The organism is Aquihabitans sp. G128, assembly GCF_019048865.1.
Taxonomy (GTDB): domain Bacteria; phylum Actinomycetota; class Acidimicrobiia; order Acidimicrobiales; family Iamiaceae; genus Aquihabitans.
The window spans coordinates 2,613,071-2,631,044 of the sequence record NZ_CP077604.1 but is presented as its reverse complement, the minus strand read 5'-3'; the positions used below and the strand labels follow the sequence as shown (position 1 = coordinate 2,631,044).

Sequence of the window (17,974 nt, the reverse complement as noted above, 5' to 3'; positions counted from 1 at the left end):
GGCGCTCCTTCGAAGATCGGTTCCCCGGCCGAGGGCCGGAGGGCTCAGCTCAGGAGGGGTCCTTCTTGAGCAGGCCGAGGATGGACTCGCGCTCGGCGATGGCCGGCGCCTCGTAGGCGACCAGGTCGGCGGTGGCGGGGGTGGCGGGGGTGGCTTCCATCGCCGGCAAGGTAGTGCACCCGGCGGCTCAGGTGAACACCCTGCGCAGTCGTCGGCCCGCCTTCCGCGCCAAGATCATCCCTTTGGCTGACGGGTGTGACAGGGCCCTGACCAGCACGTCTCGCCGATCGAGGCCGGGAACGGGCCGAAGGGGCGCCGAACCCGGACCACGCACCGCGCGAACCGGGCCCACCAGCCGATCGAGGTCGACGGGACCGTCGCCTCGGGGCCGTCGGTCACCCCGGAACCGGTACGGTGGCCCGCCGTCGGCGGTGCAGCGGTGCACCACCACTTCACCGGACGGCGTGCAGAACGCCCACACCTCGCCCGGCCGCGGCGGGCCCACCGCTCGACCCACCTCGACCTTCGCCCCGGACCGGATGGACCGACCCATGGAGCTCCCCTCGACCGGCAGCCAGCGCCCCTCGTCCCCCTCGGGACGCAGCGCAGCAGCCAGCGCCGGTCCCGACATCCGGGCCTTGGGTCCGCTCGCGCTGTCGCTCATCGACCTGACCCCTCGCTGGGTGGCGGCGCTGGAGCGCTCGCTCGGCGTGCTGCCCGTCCACGCCGGACCGGCCACGGTGGCGCTGCGTCGGCTGGCTGCTCCACCGGCGCCCGTCGGCGAGCGGGACGAAGCGTACCCGGGCGGTTCGGTCTGGCGGTCGGGGCCGGAGCTGGTGGTCCGGGACGACGCCAGCGGCTGCTCCGGGGGCTCGACCGGTGCGGGAGCGTGGCTGGCCGACGGCCCGCCAGGCCTCGAGCCCGACCTGCACCGGCTGCTGCCGCCGGTGCTCGCTCAGCCGCTGCTCGGGGCCGGCGTGCACCTGGTGCACGGTGCGGCGGTGGGCGACGCGGGCGGCGCGCTCCTGGTGGTGGGCCCCAGCGGCGCCGGCAAGTCGACCACCACGGTGGCGGCGCGCGCCGCCGGCCTGCACGTCCTGGCCGACGACCTGGTGCTGGTCTGGGAGGACGGGGGCACCCGCTGGGTCCAGGGCATCCCACGTCCGGTGTGGGTGCCGGCCGAGCTGGAGGCCCACGACGGCGCGTCGCTGCCGGTCGACCGGCGGGGCCGGGTCTCCCCGCCGGGGTGGCTGTGGCCGGGCCGGGCTCCCCTCGTGGGCGTGGTGCTGCCGCGGCACGCACCAGGGGCTGCGCGCCTGGCGCCAGCCGACGCTGCGCCCGTCGGCCGCCAGCTGGTGGCCGGTTCGTTCGCCGCCATGTGGCCGGCGGCCGTCCCGCAGGTGCTGCGGCTGGTGGGCAAGCTCGGCGCCGGCCCGCTCTGGGACCTGGGCCTGGCGGCCGACCGGCGCGAGCGCGTGGCGGCCGCGCACGCCCACCTGCTGGCGGCTCTCGGCCGCTGACGCGGTCGGGCCCCTCAGCGCAGGAACAGGCGGTAGACGGGGTTCGCCGTCTCGTCCTCGTACGGGTAGCCGAGCGCGTCGAGGAACTCGCGCAGGGCGTCGTCGTCGCCCGGCGGGACCTGGAGGCCCACCAGGACCCGGCCGTAGTCGGCGCCCTGGTTGCGGTAGTGGAACAGGCTGATGTTCCAGTCCGGGTGGAGGCTGGCCAGGAACCGCCCCAGGGCCCCGGGCCGTTCCGGGAAGAGGAACCGGTAGAGCCGCTCGTCGACCGCCAGGGCGGAGCGGCCGCCGACCATGTGGCGGACGTGCTCCTTGGCCAGCTCGTCGTGGGTGAGGTCGAGCGTGGCGAAGCCGGCGGCGGTGAGCTCGGCGGCCAGCGCGGCGCCCTCCTGGCGGTCGGCGGTGCTGATGCCCACGAACACGTGGGCGTCCTCGGTGTCGGAGATCCGGTAGTTGAACTCGGTGACCGAGCGGGCGCCGACCAGGTCGGCGAAGCGGCGGAAGCTGCCCAGCTCCTCGGGGATGGTCACCGCGAACACCGCCTCGCGCTCCTCGGCCCGCTCGGCCACGAAGCGCAGGCGGTCGAAGTTGAGGTTGGCCCCGCAGGCGATGGCGACGTAGGTCTCGCCGCTGGTGCCGTGGTCGGCCACGTACCGCTTGATGCCCGCCACGCCCAGGGCTCCGGCCGGCTCGAGCACCGCTCGGGTGTCCTGGAACACGTCCTTCATGGCGGCGCAGACCTCGTCGGTGTCCACCAGCACGAACTCGTCGACCAGGTCGCGAGCCAGGCGGAAGGTCTCGACGCCGACCTGGCGCACCGCCGTGCCGTCGGAGAACAGGCCCACGTCGCTCAGCTCCACCCGTTCGCCGGTGGCCACCGACTGCGCCATGGCGTCGGAGTCGGCGGCCTGGACCCCGACGACGCGGATCTCGGGCCGGACCGCCTTGAGGTAGGCGGCGATGCCCGACACCAGCCCACCGCCGCCGACCGCCACGAAGATGGCGTCGATGGGTGCCTGGTGCTGGCGCAGCACCTCCATGGCGATGGTCCCCTGGCCGGCGATCACGTCCGGGTCATCGAACGGGTGGACGTAGGCGTAGCCGTGCTCGGCCTGGAGCTCCCCGGCGCGCTCGGCGGCGTCGGAGTAGCTGTCGCCGTGGAGCACGATCTCGGCGCCGAGCGCCCGCACGGCGTCGACCTTCACCTGCGGCGTGGTGACCGGCATCACGATGACCGCGGTGCAGCCCAGCCGCTGGGCGCTGAGGGCCACGCCCTGGGCGTGGTTGCCGGCCGACGCGCAGATCACGCCCTGGGCGAGCTGCTCCGCGGACAGCTGGACCATGTGGTTGTAGGCCCCACGCAGCTTGAAGCTGAAGACCGGCTGGTGGTCCTCCCGCTTGAGCAGGACGGTGTTGTCGAGGCGGGCCGAGAGCACCGGCGCCGGGTCGAGGGGCGTCTCCTGGGCGACGTCGTAGACCCGAGCGGTCAGGATCTTCTGGAGGTAGTCCGAGAGCGTGAGCGCGGGCACACCGCAGCGTAGGCACGCCCGCCGACGGGCCCGGGGGAGTCGGTCAGGCCCGGATCACCGGGAGGCACGCCACGGACGGGGCAAGGGCCTGCGGCGTCAGACGATCGGGCCGCTCTGGCGCTTCACGCCGAAGGCGATGAGGCGCTGGTAGGCGTTGGGCGGGAGCTTGGCCAGCAGGTTGAGCACGTGGGCGTCGGGGCCGATCATGGCCCGGCGCTTGTCGAGCTCGACGGCGCGGAGGATGCCCTTGGCGGCCTTGTCGGCGCTGGTGATGAACAGCTTCTCCATGCCCTTGACCGCTTCCTCGGGGTCGATGTCGACGTCGCCGAGGCTGTGGTCGATGCGCGCGTTGCGGGCGATGTTGGTCTTGATGCCGCCGGGGTGGACCGTGGTGCAGGACACGCCGGCGTCCTCCATGTCGAGCTCGATGCGCAGCGACTCGGTGAAGCCCCGGACCGCGAACTTGGCCGCGTTGTAGGCCGACTGCGACGGGATGCCGAGCAGCCCGAACACGCTGGAGATGTTGATGACGTGGCCTTCGCCCGAGGCCTTGAGGTGGGGCAGGAACGCCTTGGTGCCGTTGACGACGCCGTGGAAGTTGATGCCGATGAGCCAGTCGAAGTCCTCGTAGGACATGCCCTCGACCGAGGCCCCCAGCGCCACGCCGGCGTTGTTGAAGATCAGGTTCACCCGGCCGTGATCGGCCACCACCTGGTCGGCCCAGGCGTGCACCGCCTCGCGGTCGGCCACGTCGAGGCGCTGGCTGGTGACGGTCACGCCGTGCTTGGCGGCGCGCTCGACGGTCTCGGCCAGGCCGGCCTCGTCGACGTCGGAGATGGCCAGGTGGCAGCCCCGCTTGGCCAGCTCGATCGAGAGGCTGCGGCCCATGCCCGAGGCGGCGCCGGTGATGGCGGCGACCTTGCCGGAGAAGTCCTTCACGTAGCGCTCCTTGCTCGGGGACCCGCTTGTTTACCCTGGGTCAACAAGAAGCATGGCCCACGTCGGCGGTGCGGGGAAAGGCGACCTCCGTCGAGGGCTGGGTAGGCGCCGGCCATGGCCACCTCCTGGGATCCCACCACCCTCGGCACCGAGCAGGGCTCGACGGCGATCGGACCCTTCACCGCCCGCTGGCGCGAGGCGGGACCGTCGGGCGGTCCGGTGCACCTGCTGCTCCACGGCGTCTATGCCGGGGCGAGCGGGTACGAGTGGCGGGAGCTGGCGCCCCTGCTGGCGGCCGACGAGCGGGTGCGCGTGCCGGACCTGCTCGGGGCGGGCGAGAGCGATCGCCCGGACCTCGAGTGGTCGCCGTCGGTGCTGGCCGGCGTGGTCGACGGGCTGATCCGTGGGGCCACCGTCGACGGGCGGCCGCCGGTGGTGGTGGCCTCGTCGCTCACCGGGGCCCACGCCGTGCGGGCGGTGGCGGCCGGCGCGCCCGTGGCCCGCCTCCTACTCATCACGCCGACCGGGCTGGGCGAGGCCCAGGCGGCGCCGTCCGGTGCGCTCGGTCGCGTGGCGTACTCGCTCGGGCGGCACACCCCAGTGGGCGACGCCTTCGTGCGAGCCTTGTCGTCCGGGCCGAGCGTGCGCTGGTTCCAGCGCAACCAGACCTACCGGGACCCGTCGGTGCTCACCGAGGCGGAGGTGGCCGAGACCCGACGGGTGGCCCGCCTCGGCAACGCCAAGCACCTGCAGCTGGCCTTCGTGGCCAACCGCCTGGCGCTCGGCCTCGATCCGGAGGAGGTCGCCTCCACCGCGCCCCACGTCCTGTGGGGCTCGGGCCAGGGCTTCGTCGACGCCAGCGACCCCGATCGCTGGCGGGCGGCCGGGGCCACCGTGACCGAGGTGGCCGACGGCCTGCCCCAGGTGGAGTCGCCGGCCGACACCGCAGCCTGGGTGCGCCGCTGACCGACCCGGGGTCGGTCGTCAGCCGGGCGCCACCGCGCCCGCCACGATGGCGGCGTCGAGGATCCCGGCGGCGGCGGCCCGGGCGGCACGGGCGGCGTCGGCCTCGCGGTCCATGCGGGCGCTGAGCGTGGCCCCGTCGTAGAGCAGGTGCAGCTGGCGGCCGACCGCGGCCGGCTCGGCGGCCCCGGCCGCGGTGGCCAGCTCGGTGAAGAGGGCCCGGGTCCAGGCCCGCACCTCGCGGGACACCTCCGTGGCGGCGGTCCCCTCGTCGGCCTCGGCGCTGGCGTTCACGAACGCACAGCCCTGGAAGCCAGGTTGGGCGATGCGGTCGTCGAGGGCGTCGAACGGGGCAAGGGCCCGCTCGCGCGGGTCGGTGTGGCGCTCGACGTGGGCGAGGACCCGGTCCCGGCGCTCGGCGTGGCGGCCCTCGAGGTAGGCCCGCACCAGGCCGTCCTTGCTGCCGAAGGTGCTGTAGAGGGTGGCCTTGGCCACCCCGGCCCGCTCGATGACGCGGTCGATGCCGACGGTGTGGACGCCCTCGGCGTAGAAGAGCTCGTCGGCTGCGGCGAGCAACCGGTCTCGGGCCGATGGGCGGGCGGCGGTGTCGGTGGCGGGCATGTGGTTGACGATAACAGACCGGTCTGTCTAGTGTGCGGCCACCTAGACAGACCTGTCTGTTCTGACGTTCGGAGCCTCCATGTCGACCCTCGACCTCCCCCTCAGCACCCCGGCCGGCTGCGACGAGCCCTGCCTCGACGCCGCGGCGACGGCCACGGCCCGGCGGACGTGGTCCCGGCGCACCAGCTTCTGGGTGGTGATCAGCGCCCAGGCGTTGCTGCTGGCGGCCAGCAACTTCCCGACGCCGCTGTTCCCCACCTACGAGCACCGCTACGGCTTCTCGTCGAGCACCGTCACGATGCTCTTCGCCGTCTACGTGCTGGCCCTGGTGCCCACGCTGCTCACCCTGGGCCGCTTCGCCGACAAGGTCGGCCGTCGCCCGGTGCTGCTGGCCGGCATCGCGGTCACCATCGCCAGCTCGCTGGTGTTCGCGTCGGCCCGCAACGTCGGCTGGCTCTTCGCCGGCGAGGTCTCCTACGGCATCGGTGGGGGGCTGGTGATGTCGTGCGTCGCGGTGGCCATCCGCGAGCTGCACCCGAAGCAGGACACGGCCGGCGGTGCCCTCGCCGCCACCCTGTCGGCCGCCGCCGGCCTGGCCCTCGGCCCGCTCGTCAGCGGCCTGCTGGCCACCGTGACCCCGTGGCCGACGGTGGCGCCCTACGCCCTGCACGTCGTCCTCGCCGTGGTCCTGGTGGGGGCGCTGTCCCGCATCCCCGAGACGCGGCCCGACGTCGCCCCGCCCCGCCACCGGGTGCCCGTGCTGCACGTGCCGGCCGAGATCCGGTCGGCCTTCGTGGCCACGGCCCTGGCCGGGGCCACCGGCTGGATGCTGCTCGGCTGGGTGTTCGGCCTGTCGCCCTCGTTCCTGCACGAGGAGCTCGGCGTCCACATCACCCAGCCCGTGGTGGCCGGGCTCTTCGCCGCCCTGGCCGTGGTGGCCAACGGGTCGGCCCAGCTGGCGTCCCGCCGCTCGGACTCCGCCACGGCCCTGCGGCTGGCGCTCGGCCTGGTGGTGGTCGGCATGGCCCTCATGGCCGGCTCGACCCTGGTGGGATCGCTGGCCGTGGCGATCGTCGGGGCGGTGGTGGCGGGCGCCGGCGCCGGCATCTCCCAGCGCCACACCATGGCCACCGTGCAGCGCATCGCTCCCGTCCACGCCCGAGGCGGGGTGACGTCGGCGTACCTCACCGGTTGCTACGTCGCCATGAGCCTGCCGGTGGTGGTGGCGGGCGTGATCGCCGACCGCATCGGGCTCGGCACGGTGACGGCGTGGTACCTGGCGGCGCTGGCGCTGCTCGTGGTGGCGGCCTTGGTGGCCGAGGCCCGCCGCGCCGGCCCCGCCGAGGACCGCACCGCCTCCCTCGCCGCCCTCGCGGGTGACGAGCCGATCGTGCCCGGCGCCGTCGATCCGGCGCTGGTGGCCACCGGCCCGCTCGACGCTCAGCCCTGAGCCCCGGGCAGGCGGCCCGGGCCGGGGGTACGGTCCCCGACGTGCACCGGAGCCGCCTCGCCGCCATCGGGATCGACTGCCCCTCGGAGGTCCACGAGGCCACGTCGGCCTTCTGGGCCGGCGCCCTGATCGGTCCCGCCGGGCCCTTCGACGACGACGGCACCTACGTCGGCGTCGGCCACGTGGCCGGGCGCGAGGTGTTCGTGCAGCGCATCGACGGCCCGGCTCGCGTCCACCTCGACATCGAGACCGACGACGTCGAGGCCGAGGTCGCCCGCCTCGAGGCGCTGGGCGCCACCCGGCTCCAGGCCGTCAAGACCTGGTGGATCATGCAGGACCCGTCGGGCCAGCCCTTCTGCGTCGTCCGCCCCCAGACGCCCGACTTCCCCGGCGACGCCACCACCTGGCCCTGGCGCGTCGGCGGTGCCTCTCGGCGAGCCGCCCCAGCTACTCCACGCTGATGCCGAGGTCGGCCAGCAGGGCGCGCACGCGACGCTCGATCTCGTCCCGGATGGGGCGGACCGCGTCGAGGTCCCGGCCCGCCGGGTCGTCGAGCGGCCAGTCCTCGTAGCGGGTGCCCGGCACGAACGGGCACGAGTCCCCGCAACCCATGGTGACCACGACGTCGGCCGCGCCGAGGACCTCGTCGGTCCAGCGCTGTGGCCGTCGGCCGGCCAGGTCGATGCCCACCTCGGCCATGGCGGCCACCGCGACGGCGTTCACCGCGTCGGCTGGCTCCGAGCCCCCGGAGAGGCCGACCGCCCGGTCGCCGGCGAGGTTGGTGAGGAACCCGAGCGCCATCTGCGAGCGACCGGCGTTGTGGACGCACAGGAACAGCACGGTGGGGCGGCCGGTCGACTCGGGGTTCATGCAGGCTCCTGGGTCCGGGCGGGCACGGGGGCACCGTCGGCCGCAGGGAACAGGGTGCGGCCGAGGGCGTGGGCGATGGCGGCGCCGACCAGCTGGGCGGCGACGAAGGCGGGCACCGAGCGCGGTGCGATGCCGGCGAAGGAGTCCGAGAGGGTGCGGGCGACGGTGACCGCCGGGTTGGCGAAGCTGGTGGACGAGGTGGAGAAGTAGGCGCCGCCGATCCACAGCCCGACGGCGTAGGGGACCGCCGCCGCCCGGCCGCTGCGGACGCAGCCCTGGATCACGAGGAGGAGCCCGACGGTGGCGACCACCTCGGACAGCCAGAGCGCCCCGGAGGACCGGACGAGCGTGGCCAGCTCGAAGGCCGGCCGCTCGAACATGGCGTTGGCGGTGACGGCGCCGAGGCACCCACCGGCCGTCTGCGCCACGGCGTAGCGGACCGCGTCGCCGGTGCCGATGCCGCCGTGGAGCCGGTCGAGCAGGGTCACGACCGGGTTGAGGTGGGCGCCAGAGACCGGGCCGAGCACGAGGATCAGGCCGACGAGGGCTGCTGCAGTGGCCGTCGCGTTCTCGAGCAGCTGCAGGCCCACGTCGCTGGGGGAGAGGCGGCTGGCGGTGATGCCGGAGCCCACGACCGTGAGCACGAGGAAGCCGGTGCCGAGGGCCTCGGCCACCAGCCGGCGGTTGCGGTCGCCCACGCTCAGCAGCAGCCCGACGGTGCGCCGGGCGCCGCGCCGAGGGCGACCGAGGCGCTGATCGCGGTGGCGCTGCAGCAGGCTCCGGTGCCCTCGGCGGTGGGCACGCCCGAGGCGCCGCTGCCCATCTCGTCGGCGTCGCCGGTCTTCACGTAGACCTCCCACGGCGCGCCGTCGGGGTCGTTGACCCACGTCTCGGTCTTCAGTGAGTAGCAGCACGTGGTGTCGTCGATGCCGGTGGTGGCCAGGCCCTCGGCGGCCAGCCGGCCCTCGGCCGCCTCGACCTGTTCGGCGGTCTCGACCTCGATGCCGAGGTGGTTCAGGGTGCCGCCGTCCGCGGCCTCGATCAGGACCAGCTTGAGGGGTGGCTCGGCGATGGCGAAGTTGGCGTAGCCGGGCTTGCGCTTGCTCACCTCGGTGGCGAAGAGCTTCGAGTAGAAGGCCACGGCCTCATCGAGGTCCGAGACGTTCAGGGCGAGCTGGACACGAGACATCGGGGTGCTCCTGGTAGATTGACCGCCGTCGATGTGAGCAGCGTGCCGCATGCATCGATCCTTGTCAATGTGTTGGAGGACCGTTCCGCTATGAGCTCCGCCCGCATCCCGGTCGACGCCCCCGACGTGTGCTGCCCGTCGGTCACCGACGCCCCGCTCGACCAGGCCGACGCCGAGGCCCTGGCCCACACCTACGCCGCCCTGGCCGACCCGGTCCGGCTGCGGCTGCTGAGCCTCATCGCGGCCTCCGGCGAGATCTGCTCGTGCGACCTGCTCGAGCCCCTGGCCAAGAGCCAGCCCACCGTCAGCCACCACACCAAGGTCCTCGCCGAGGCCGGGCTCATCACCGGGGACAAGCGAGGCCGCTGGGTCCACTGGCGCATCGCCCCCGCCCGCGCCGACTTCGTCCGCCTGCTCCTGGCCTGACGCGCCCGCCTCGCGCGATCACCCGTTCGGAGCCGGGGTGGTCGGCGGGCGCCGGGTAGGCGCCTGCCCACATCCACGATCGCGAAGGACCCCATGTCGAACGACGCCGCAGTGACCAAAGAGCTCATCGAGACCCTCCAGGACGGAAGCGACGGCTTCACCTCCGCCGCCGAGAAGCTCGACAAGGACGGGGAGACCGAACTGGCCTCGTCCTTCCGCGAGCTCGGCGCGCAGCGGTCGAAGCTGATCACCGAGCTGCAGGCGATCGCCGCCAGCTACGGCGACCAGATCAGCGACTCCGGATCGGTGGCGGCGAAGGTCCACCGGGGCTGGATGGCCGTGAAGGACGCCATCGCCGGCTCCGACCCCGACGGCGTCCTCGACGCCGCGGCGCAGGGTGAGGACCACGCCGTGGCGGAGTTCGAGAAGGCGCTCGACGCCGACATCTCGCCGGAGTTCAAGGCCCAGCTCCAGCCCATGGCGCAGCAGGTCCGAGGCGCTCGGGACCAGATCAAGTCGCTCCAAGCCGCCCGCAGCTGAACGAGCAGCACCGCCGTCGGGGCCCGGCTTCGGCCGGTCCCTGGCGCGCACGGCGATCGGAGCCCGCGGTCGGAATCGAACCGACGACCTGCCGCTTACAAGGCGGCTGCTCTGGCCAACTGAGCTACGCGGGCGGGCAGGGCGGAGCCGGGAGGTCCGTGGGAGGGCGGACCCTCTCGCAGCCGTTCACGGCGGGACGATCGTAGGCCAGCGCGATCGGTCGTCCCGGAGCGGGGCGCTAGGGCAGCGGGGCGCTAGGGCAGCGGGGCGCTAGGGCAGCGGGGCGAAGTACCCCTGGGCCGACAGGGTGTAGTGGGTGGCCTTGCCGTAGTTGCGCAGGGTGAGCTGCGGGCTGCCGGCGGCGGCGATGGCCACCGTGCCGGTGTTGGCGATGTCCCGCGCCGTCTGGGCGTTGAGGAACGTCGCCGTCGGTGTCGCGGCGCCCACCGGCCACAGCCGGGCGAAGCTCGTGCCACCGGGGCTGCGGGCGGTGAGGGTCACCTCGACGGCCACGGCGCCGGCGGGGATGTTGCACCCGCCCCCGGAGACCCCCTGGGCGGCGAACGCCGCGCCGGTCCCCTTGACCACGTACGACCGGGCCTCGTCGGTGGCCAGCGCGCCGCCGGCCGCCCGGGTGTCGACGAGGGCGCAGTTCGCGAGCGGCACGTAGGCGGCTGCCGAGGCGGGGGCGGTCGCCTGGGGCACGAAGTACCCCTGGACGTCGATGACGTACTGGGTCTTGGTGCCGTAGCTCCGCAACGTCAACGGCTTCGCGCTGGCGGTGCCGGCGAGGGAGAACGTGCCGGTGTTGGTGAGGCTGCGCGACGCCTGGAAGTTCAGGAAGGTGGCGGCGGGCGGCGAGGCGTCGCTGGGCCAGGCTCGGGCGTAGCCGCCCGACGCCGGGCTCACGGCGGTCACCGATGCCTCGACGGCGACGGCCCCCGACGGGATGCCGCAGCCTCCGGACCGGCCGCCCTGGGCGGCGAACGCCGTGCTCCCGCCGCGGACGGCGTAGGAGCGCGTGGCCTGATCGGAGAACGGCCCGCCGGCCACCCGGGTGTCGACGATGCGGCACGGCGTCAGCGGCACGTACCTGGCGGCCGTCGCAGGAGCGGTGGCCTTGGGCACGAAGTAGCCCTGCACGTCGACCACCACGTGCACGCTGCCGCTCTCGCTCGCCACGACGAGCTGCGAGGAGCCGCCGGTCGCGAGGTTCACCAACCCGGTGTTCGTGATGCTCTGGGCTGCGGTCCACTCCAGGAACGCGTAGGTGGGCACCGCACCGCCCACCGGGTACGCCCGGAGCCGCCCAGCGGCTGCGGGGGCGACGGCGGTGACCGACGCCTCCACCGCCACCGCTCCGGCCGGGATGCCGCAGCCGCCGCTCTTGCCGCCCTGGGCGGCGAGGTCGGCACCGGTGATCGCGATCGAGCGCGCCCCGGTGAGGCGCCCTCCCGCGCCGGCCACCCGGGTGTCGAAGGTGCGGCACGGGGTGATCGGCACGTAGAGGGCACCCTGCGCTCCCGGCGCCTGTGGCGTCACGGCGTTCGATGTCGCGGAGCGCGCCGGTGCCGATGGCGTTCACGGCGGCCACCTGGAAGGTGTAGGTGGTCCCGTTGGCGAGCGGCGCGATCGTGGCTTGCGTGGTCGTGGCGCCGTAGGTGGTCGTGAACAGGTCCACGCCCCCCGCTCGGGTCGTCACCTCGAAGCCGGTGATCGCCGAGCCGCCGTTCGAAGCGGGTGCCGCCCACGACACGAGCGCTGCGGCGTTGGACGCGGCAGCCGTCACGCCGGTGGGCGGGCCGGGGGCGGTCGCCGCCGCGAGGACCGGCTGGGTCATGGCGCTCTGGAGGCCGGTGCCGAGGGCGTTCTTGGCGGCCACGCGGAACGTGTAGGTCGTGCCGGGCGCCAACCCGGTGATCGCCTGCGCCGTCTCCGACGTGGGGTATTGGCGCACGGGCTGGGCCACGCCGCCGACGTAGGGGGTGACCACGTAGCCGGTGAGGGGGGGACCCGCCGTCGGTGGGCGGCTCGGACCAGGACAGGACCACGGTCCCGGAGTCGTCGAAGGCGGCGACGTCGCCGGGGATCCCGGGCACCGACGGCGAGGCCGACGGTGTGACGGTGACCGCCGACGACGCCAGTCCCTGGCCCACGCTGTTGACGGCGTGGACCCGGATGGTGTGCACCTGGCCGGGCTGGAGGAAGCCGACGGTGACTGGCGAGCCGGTCGACGAGGCCCAGCCCACCACCTCGCCACCGACGGAGGCCTCGACGTCGTAGGAGGTCACGGGTTCCCCGCCGGTCTGGACCGGCGGGGTCCACGACACCGTGGCGGACCGGTAGCCCGGCGTGGCGGCGATGCCGGTGGGCACGTCGGGCACCCGGGTCACCCGCACCGAGTACAGGTTCGGCTTGCCCTCGCCCGAGCGCACGCGGAACCGCACGGCGCTGCGCCCGCTGGCGTAGCCGTAGGTGGTGAGCTCGTCCTCGGGGAAGTCCGCGCCCTGCGTGTCGACGATGGCGCCGGACGCGTCGTAGTCCTCGAGCACCAGGCGGCCGTAGCGGCTCGCGCTGGTCACGGTGATGCGGTACGCGGAGTCGGCGGCCACCGGCATCGAGTAGAAGTCGTCGTCTCCGGCGCAGGCGACCGCGGCGTAGGTCGTCGCCGGCTGCAGCCCACGAGCGGTGCCGAGGCTGTCGTTGTTCTCAAGGCTGTCGTCGCCGGGGCACAGGGGTGCCGTCATCGTGAAGGCGTAGGTGTTGGCCACGGACCTGGTGGCGCCGGCGATCTCGGCCACGTAGATCCCCGAGGTTGCGGCCGTGTGGCTGATGGCCTCGTCGTCGTCGGTGGACGTCGACGAGGCGACCACGGTCCCGTCGGGCCCGACCAAGGCGAGGTCGAGGTTGCCGGCTGCGTGCGAGAAGCCCAGCGAGAGGCTCACCTGCTGGCCGGCCTTGACCGGGAGCCCCACGTAGTCGACGTCGCCACGGCAGATGCGTGCGCTCGCGACCTGTCCCGAGGTGGCCACCCGGGCCTCGGCAGGCGAGCTGTCGGGCTCTCCCACGTCGAGGCTCGAGCACGTGGGCTGGTTGGACGCGGAGACCACGTAGGAGCCGACGGTGCCGTAGGTCGAGTACCCCGTGCCGGGCGTGAGGTAGGGCGCAGGCTCGACCCGGACGTAGTAGGTGGTCCCGGCCGTGACGGCGTAGGAGATCGACGCTGCGAGGCCGTCGGCGTGGCCGTCGTCCACGCCGACGGCCGCGGGGTCGGCAGTGGCCAGCTGGGTGCCCCCGGCGGAGAGCAGCGCGAGCTTGATGTCGAGGTTGGTGGCGGAGCTCGTCGGCTCCGCCCGGAACGTCCAGGTCCCGGTGGCCGTGGCCACGTAGGAGAACAGGTCCTTGTCGGTGCCGGCGGTGATGGTGCCCGTCGCCGTCGAGGCCAACGGCGTCGCGCTGGCGAGGACGCTGGTGTGGTCGTCGGCCGGGGCCGTCACGCCGTGGCTCGCCATGACCGAGAAGTCGTCCTCGGTGTTGCTGGGGTCGGTGTACTCGCCCTTGCTGAACTGGCTCACGGGGCGGGTGTAGGCGGCCCCCATGATCGGCCCCCACACGCCGTGGCCCTGGTAGTACTCGCCATCGTTCCCACCCCCGTCGTGGGACAGCCCGAGGGTGTGGCCCACCTCGTGGCTGATGACCTCACCCACCCACTTCGGGTTGTGGCCGAGCCCGTCCGGGAACGCCCACGCAGGCTGGAGCGCGTCCCACTGGGCGCCGACGGCGTCGAAGGCGTCGTAGTTCGCCACGCCGGTCGCGGACACGTCGGTGACGACGGAGGCATCCAGCTCCGTGACGACCACCCGGGTGCCGTAGGAGTCGTCGGCCGCGGTGTCGCGCCGCAGCGCCCCGGCTGCGGGCTCCTCGGTGGTGACGTCGACGTCCAGCGCGACGTAGTCCTCCGCCACGCGCTGCCACATCGTCTGGATCTCGTCGAGCTCCGTGACGCTGAAGCCCGCCTCGTCGTCGCTGTCGTAGGCGCTCGCGACGATCGTCGCACCCTGGGCCCACGCGGTCCCGGTCACCGTCGCGCCGTCGAAGTCCAGGTAGATGGTGCGCTTCGAGCCGGGCCGGCTGTGGAGCCGGAACGTGGTCGAGTACGGCGCCACGGCGTTCGCCTCGGCCGCGGTGGCGGTGGCCGGGTGGGCCTGCGGTGGGTCGGCGAAGTACAGGTGGCCGTCGGGGTGGACCCAGACCGTGGGGTCCGAGAGCAGCTTCCTGGCGGCTGACGTGGTCAGGTGGTTCGTGGCGGCGACCTGCGCCACCACCGCCGGCTGGTCGTCGACCGCGTCGATCCCGTGGACCGTCGGGCTCGGGCCCGTGCCCTTCGAGGCGGCCGGCGGCGCCGAGGGGATGCTCGTGGGTGGGGGCGCAGCGGGCGCCGTCGGCGCTGCCAGCGCACCTCCAGGCAACCCGGCCACCGCGACCACGCTGGCGAGCACGACGGCCGACACCCTCGCCACCCGGCTGCCGGCGCTCTTCCGACCCATCGCACCCGACATCGGCCCGTCCTCCCCATGCGCCCCGTCGGGCCGGTTCACGGTAGGGACGGGACCGGTCGCTGTCATCCCCGATCTGTGCCATTCGGTGCCGTGGACCCGGGGTCAGCGGACGGAGGCGACCACCTTGCCTCGCTACGCGACGGGCGTTCCCGAGCGGTCGGGGTCGGCGCCGCCAGCGGCTGCGGCGGGAGCGGCGTCGTCCTTCTTGCGGTGGAAGCGGTCGGTCCAGCTGGGCGGTGGGTGGGCCTCGATGACGGCGTCGAGCATGGCCTCGACCTCGGCCTGGCGGTCGGGGCCCAGCCCGCCGCGACCGAAGAGGGCGACGGAGAGCTCCCGGCCGACCTCGACGAGGCGCTCGTCGGGCGCCACCGATGACGCGAGGTCCCGGGTGTGCTCCACCACCGTGGTGGCGCGCGCTCGGGGCCGGCCGTGGGCCGTGCCGAAGTCGTCGATGCGGCGGACCTGGGCCTCGGCCCACGGGCGCTCGCCCTCGGGGCCGGGCCGGCGCGACAGCCACCAGACCAGGGCGGCGACGGCAGCCAGGGCCAGCACTCCCAGGCCGATCGGGCCCCACGGGACGTCGTGCTCCGCCTTCTGGTCGGGCGGGTCGGCCGAGCCCGGGTCGCTCGAGCCCGACCCGCTGGAGCCCGAGCCGGAGCTGGCGCCCGGGTCGGAGCTCGAGCCGACGGCGCCGCCCGGCTCGACGATCACGCCGTTCGGGTCGTAGCGGTACCGGCGGAGCAGCTTGCCGTCCTCGTCGAACTCGGAGACGACCGTGTAGGGGCCGGAGTCGTCGTAGGAGTAGCTGCGGGTGGGCCGGCCGTTCTCCTCGACCTTGACCCGGGGGTGGCCCTGGGCATCGGTGTCGTAGGTGCGGCGGTCGCCGTCGGCGTCGGTGATCACCGTCTTGCCGTCTTCGTGGGTGACGGTGCGGCCCGCGCCGTCGCCGAGCGTCCGCTCGCTCAGCCCGGCGCCGGGCACGGGGATGCGCCCGTCGCCATCGGGGTCGGGCACCAGGGTGGAGCCGTCGGGGTCGCGGATGACCAGGTGGTCGTCGCCGGCCCGGCCCTCGGCCACGACCTTGCCGTCTCGGTCGCGCAGCACCGTGCGGCCGCCGGAGCGCTCCAGGTAGTAGCGGTTGCCGCTGGCGTCCTCGGTGTAGGTGCGGCCCTGACCGTCGACCCGGTAGCGGGCCGAGCCGGCCCCGCCGCTGCCGGCCACCACCCCGTCGGGGTCGATCTGGGCCACCTCCCGGCCGTCCTCGCCCCGCACGACGTCGCGGCCGCCCTCGTCGGTGACGGTGAACCGCTCGCCCGTGGCCGGGTCGGTGAAGGAGCGGTTGCCGGCCTCGTCGATGTCGAACGTGCGCTCCTGGGCGTCACCGTCGAGGCGACGGTCGGGCGGCACCTCGCCGGGCTGGGCCCGCTCGCCGCCCGAGGGCAGGTTGCCCAGGTCCGGGAGCTTGTCGACGGGCGGGTTGGGCGTCTTCGGGTGCGGCGAGCACGACGGGTTGCCGAGCAGGAAGGCCGCGGCGAGGCCGATCACCAGGCCGACGCCGATGGTGCGCAGGACGTCGCCGGTGTGGGGCTCCTCGGGCGGTCCGACGGCGTGGGCCAGGGGCTCGGGGCGGTCGAGGGAGCGCCGGCGGTCGTTCTCCAGCAGCCAGAGGGCACCGATGGCGAGGGCGAACCAGACCACCGCGGCGGGGTAGGCCCAGGTCTCGTCGGTCCGGGTGCCCACCACCACCACGACGACGAGCCCCGACAGGAACGGCACCAGCCGGAGCCGGGCCACGAGGCGCCAGTCGAGGCCCAGGACCGCCAGGCCGGCGAGCGGGACGGCCGCGGGTGGGACGACGATGCCCGACGACGCCGCCACGCCGAGGAGGACGGTGACGAGGACCACGGCCATGAGCGCGAGCAGCAGGCCCGGCACCCGCTCGGCGAGCGCACCCAGGCGCGTGCTCAGGCCCACCAGGATGCCGACGGCCAACGCCGCCGCACCGAGCACGGCGTAGGGGGCCTGGCCGGCCGAGGTGCACACCAGCGCCATGGCCAGCACGGCGGCGGCGAAGACCGCCACCTGGCTGGCGACCGTGGCGCGGGCCGCCAGCTGGCTGGCCTGGGTTGCCCAGGCCGGCGCGGGAGGCGGGGTAGGTGGGGCGATCGGGGGGGGCTGCTCACGGCCACACCACCCCGTCGGGCGTGATCCGGCACACGAGGCCGCTCCACTCGGGGGCCTGGGGCGTGCCGTAGGCGGCGGTGGCGAGCTGGTGGCGGATGGCGGTGGGCGAGGAGACCCGCAGGGCCTGGGTCTCGAGGCGGCGCACCGGCGCCGGGGGCTGGATCGGCGGCGCGCCGAACGGCGAACCGAGCTGCACGAGCGGCGGTGGCGCCGAGCTGGAGTCGAGGGTCACGAGCTGCACCAGCCAGCCCTTGCGGACGGCCTCCTCGGCCACGAAGGCCGCCACGCTCGCCGTCAGCTCGGCGCGGGGTCCGGGCTGGCCCAGGTCCACCACGATCTGTAGGCCGACCACGCCCACGCCGTCGCTCTCGCGGACCATCAGCTCGCCGTGGTGGGCGCTGGCCTTCCAGTGGATGTGGCGGCGCTCGTCGCCGCGCTGGTAGGGGCGCACCGCTCGGAAGAGGTCGTCGCCGCGTGGCGCCACCGGGGAGAGACCGAAGCCCACCGCCTTGGGCGTGGGCCACTCGTGGTCGACGGGCAGGGGGCCGGGGCCGAGCGGCACCGGGGTGGGCGGCGACACCCGGAAGCGGCGGCCGGCCTCGAACAGGCCGATGGGCCCGGTGGCGTGGGCGTCCAGGTAGAAGTGGTGGAGCACGCCGCGAGAGGCGGCCGGCAGCACCAGGAGGCCGGGCTCTCCCCGGTCGACCAGGACGCCCGGCGGGCGGGGCAGGAGGGTGGGGCTGAGCGCCACCGGCCGGCGCAGCCCGTCGACGTGCAGCTGCCAGCGGGTGGGCCGTCCGGCGACCGCATCGGCGGCGCCGTCGACGCGGATGGCCAGGGCGCTCAGCGCGTAGCGGGCGGTCAGGGCGTCGAGGACGATGCCGGCGAGGAGGGCGACCGCCACCGCCAGCTGGGCCTCGGACCTCGTGGCCAGCGAGAGCAGCGCGGCCAGCACGGCGAGGACGAACAGCCCCCACGCGGTTCCCGTGGGGCGCACGTAGGGACGGGTGGACGCCTCGGGAGGCGGGAGCTCGCGCCGCAACGTCGTCGGCGCGCCGGTGGCGCCGACCGCCCCACCCGGACCGCCGCCGGGCCACGGGGTCGCGCCGGTGGGCCCGACCGCCGGCACCCAACCGGGCGGTGGCCCGGCGGGGGCGGGGGCGCCCGGCGCAGCGAGGGCCACG

Annotated in this window: 14 protein-coding genes, 1 tRNA gene and 3 pseudogenes; 6 read left to right on the top strand and 12 right to left on the bottom strand. The window is 74.6% G+C overall.

Features of this window, described 5'->3' with window-relative positions:
- The first annotated feature begins 551 nt into the window (after positions 1 to 551).
- Positions 552 to 1,520, top strand: a complete 969-nt coding sequence (locus KSP35_RS12500; RefSeq protein WP_216995854.1) for a hypothetical protein — start codon at positions 552 to 554, stop codon at positions 1,518 to 1,520.
- A gap of 14 nt (positions 1,521 to 1,534) precedes the next feature.
- Here the strand turns inward: KSP35_RS12500 and ilvA are convergent, their stop codons facing one another.
- On the bottom strand, positions 1,535 to 3,049 hold the full coding sequence (gene ilvA, locus KSP35_RS12495) for a threonine ammonia-lyase, biosynthetic (RefSeq protein ID WP_216995852.1): 1,515 nt from the start codon (positions 3,047 to 3,049) through the stop codon (positions 1,535 to 1,537).
- Between the two features lie 96 nt (positions 3,050 to 3,145).
- Positions 3,146 to 3,988 (bottom strand): SDR family oxidoreductase, encoded by an 843-nt coding sequence (locus KSP35_RS12490; RefSeq protein WP_216995850.1) that lies wholly within the window; start codon positions 3,986 to 3,988, stop codon positions 3,146 to 3,148.
- Between the two features lie 114 nt (positions 3,989 to 4,102).
- Here KSP35_RS12490 and KSP35_RS12485 point away from each other — a divergent pair, with 114 nt between their 5' ends.
- Complete coding sequence (locus tag KSP35_RS12485; RefSeq protein WP_216995848.1) at positions 4,103 to 4,954, top strand: alpha/beta fold hydrolase; 852 nt, start codon at positions 4,103 to 4,105, stop codon at positions 4,952 to 4,954.
- Positions 4,955 to 4,972: 18 nt separating this feature from the next.
- Here KSP35_RS12485 and KSP35_RS25260 read toward each other — a convergent pair whose 3' ends face one another.
- A complete protein-coding gene (locus KSP35_RS25260) occupies positions 4,973 to 5,572 on the bottom strand; it encodes a TetR/AcrR family transcriptional regulator (protein ID WP_216995839.1) in 600 nt (199 codons plus the stop codon).
- A 79-nt stretch (positions 5,573 to 5,651) separates the two neighbouring features.
- Between KSP35_RS25260 and KSP35_RS12475 the strand changes: the two genes are divergently transcribed.
- Complete coding sequence (locus KSP35_RS12475) at positions 5,652 to 7,022, top strand: MFS transporter (RefSeq protein ID WP_216995837.1); 1,371 nt, start codon at positions 5,652 to 5,654, stop codon at positions 7,020 to 7,022.
- Between the two features lie 41 nt (positions 7,023 to 7,063).
- Entirely contained in the window at positions 7,064 to 7,483 is a 420-nt protein-coding gene (locus KSP35_RS12470; protein ID WP_216995836.1) for a VOC family protein, read from the top strand.
- Here KSP35_RS12470 and KSP35_RS12465 read toward each other — a convergent pair.
- The 3 genes and pseudogenes from KSP35_RS12465 to KSP35_RS12455 all read right to left on the bottom strand — a co-directional run.
- Positions 7,470 to 7,877 (bottom strand): annotated as a pseudogene (locus KSP35_RS12465) (phosphotyrosine protein phosphatase); the annotation flags it as partial. The gene KSP35_RS12470 and the pseudogene KSP35_RS12465 sit on opposite strands and share 14 nt — an antisense overlap.
- Positions 7,878 to 7,888: 11 nt before the next feature.
- Positions 7,889 to 8,590: an MIP/aquaporin family protein gene (locus KSP35_RS12460; RefSeq protein ID WP_254126741.1), complete on the bottom strand. Its 702-nt coding sequence runs from the start codon at positions 8,588 to 8,590 to the stop codon at positions 7,889 to 7,891.
- 2 nt (positions 8,591 to 8,592) lie between these two features.
- On the bottom strand, positions 8,593 to 9,081 hold the full coding sequence (locus KSP35_RS12455; protein WP_216995832.1) for an ArsI/CadI family heavy metal resistance metalloenzyme: 489 nt from the start codon (positions 9,079 to 9,081) through the stop codon (positions 8,593 to 8,595).
- Positions 9,082 to 9,171: 90 nt separating this feature from the next.
- Here KSP35_RS12455 and KSP35_RS12450 point away from each other — a divergent pair, with 90 nt between their 5' ends.
- Positions 9,172 to 9,507, top strand: coding sequence for a helix-turn-helix transcriptional regulator (locus tag KSP35_RS12450; protein ID WP_216995830.1), 336 nt, complete (start codon positions 9,172 to 9,174; stop codon positions 9,505 to 9,507).
- Positions 9,508 to 9,618: 111 nt separating this feature from the next.
- A complete protein-coding gene (locus tag KSP35_RS12445) occupies positions 9,619 to 10,047 on the top strand; it encodes a PA2169 family four-helix-bundle protein (protein WP_254126740.1) in 429 nt (142 codons plus the stop codon).
- Positions 10,048 to 10,107: 60 nt separating this feature from the next.
- Here the strand turns inward: KSP35_RS12445 and KSP35_RS12440 are convergent.
- The 6 genes and pseudogenes from KSP35_RS12440 to KSP35_RS12420 form a co-directional block, all read right to left on the bottom strand.
- Positions 10,108 to 10,181: transfer RNA gene (locus KSP35_RS12440), tRNA-Thr, on the bottom strand.
- A gap of 136 nt (positions 10,182 to 10,317) precedes the next feature.
- Entirely contained in the window at positions 10,318 to 11,550 is a 1,233-nt protein-coding gene (locus KSP35_RS12435) for a hypothetical protein (RefSeq protein WP_216995826.1), read from the bottom strand.
- Between the two features lie 118 nt (positions 11,551 to 11,668).
- Positions 11,669 to 12,016, bottom strand: a pseudogene (locus KSP35_RS25895) (fibronectin type III domain-containing protein); the annotation flags it as partial.
- 364 nt (positions 12,017 to 12,380) lie between these two features.
- Positions 12,381 to 12,665, bottom strand: a pseudogene (locus KSP35_RS25890) (hypothetical protein); the annotation flags it as partial.
- A 2,073-nt stretch (positions 12,666 to 14,738) separates the two neighbouring features.
- Positions 14,739 to 16,688 (bottom strand): hypothetical protein, encoded by a 1,950-nt coding sequence (locus KSP35_RS12425; protein ID WP_216995822.1) that lies wholly within the window; start codon positions 16,686 to 16,688, stop codon positions 14,739 to 14,741.
- A gap of 97 nt (positions 16,689 to 16,785) precedes the next feature.
- Positions 16,786 to 17,973 (bottom strand): DUF58 domain-containing protein, encoded by a 1,188-nt coding sequence (locus tag KSP35_RS12420; RefSeq protein ID WP_216995821.1) that lies wholly within the window; start codon positions 17,971 to 17,973, stop codon positions 16,786 to 16,788.
- Position 17,974 lies beyond the last annotated feature (1 nt).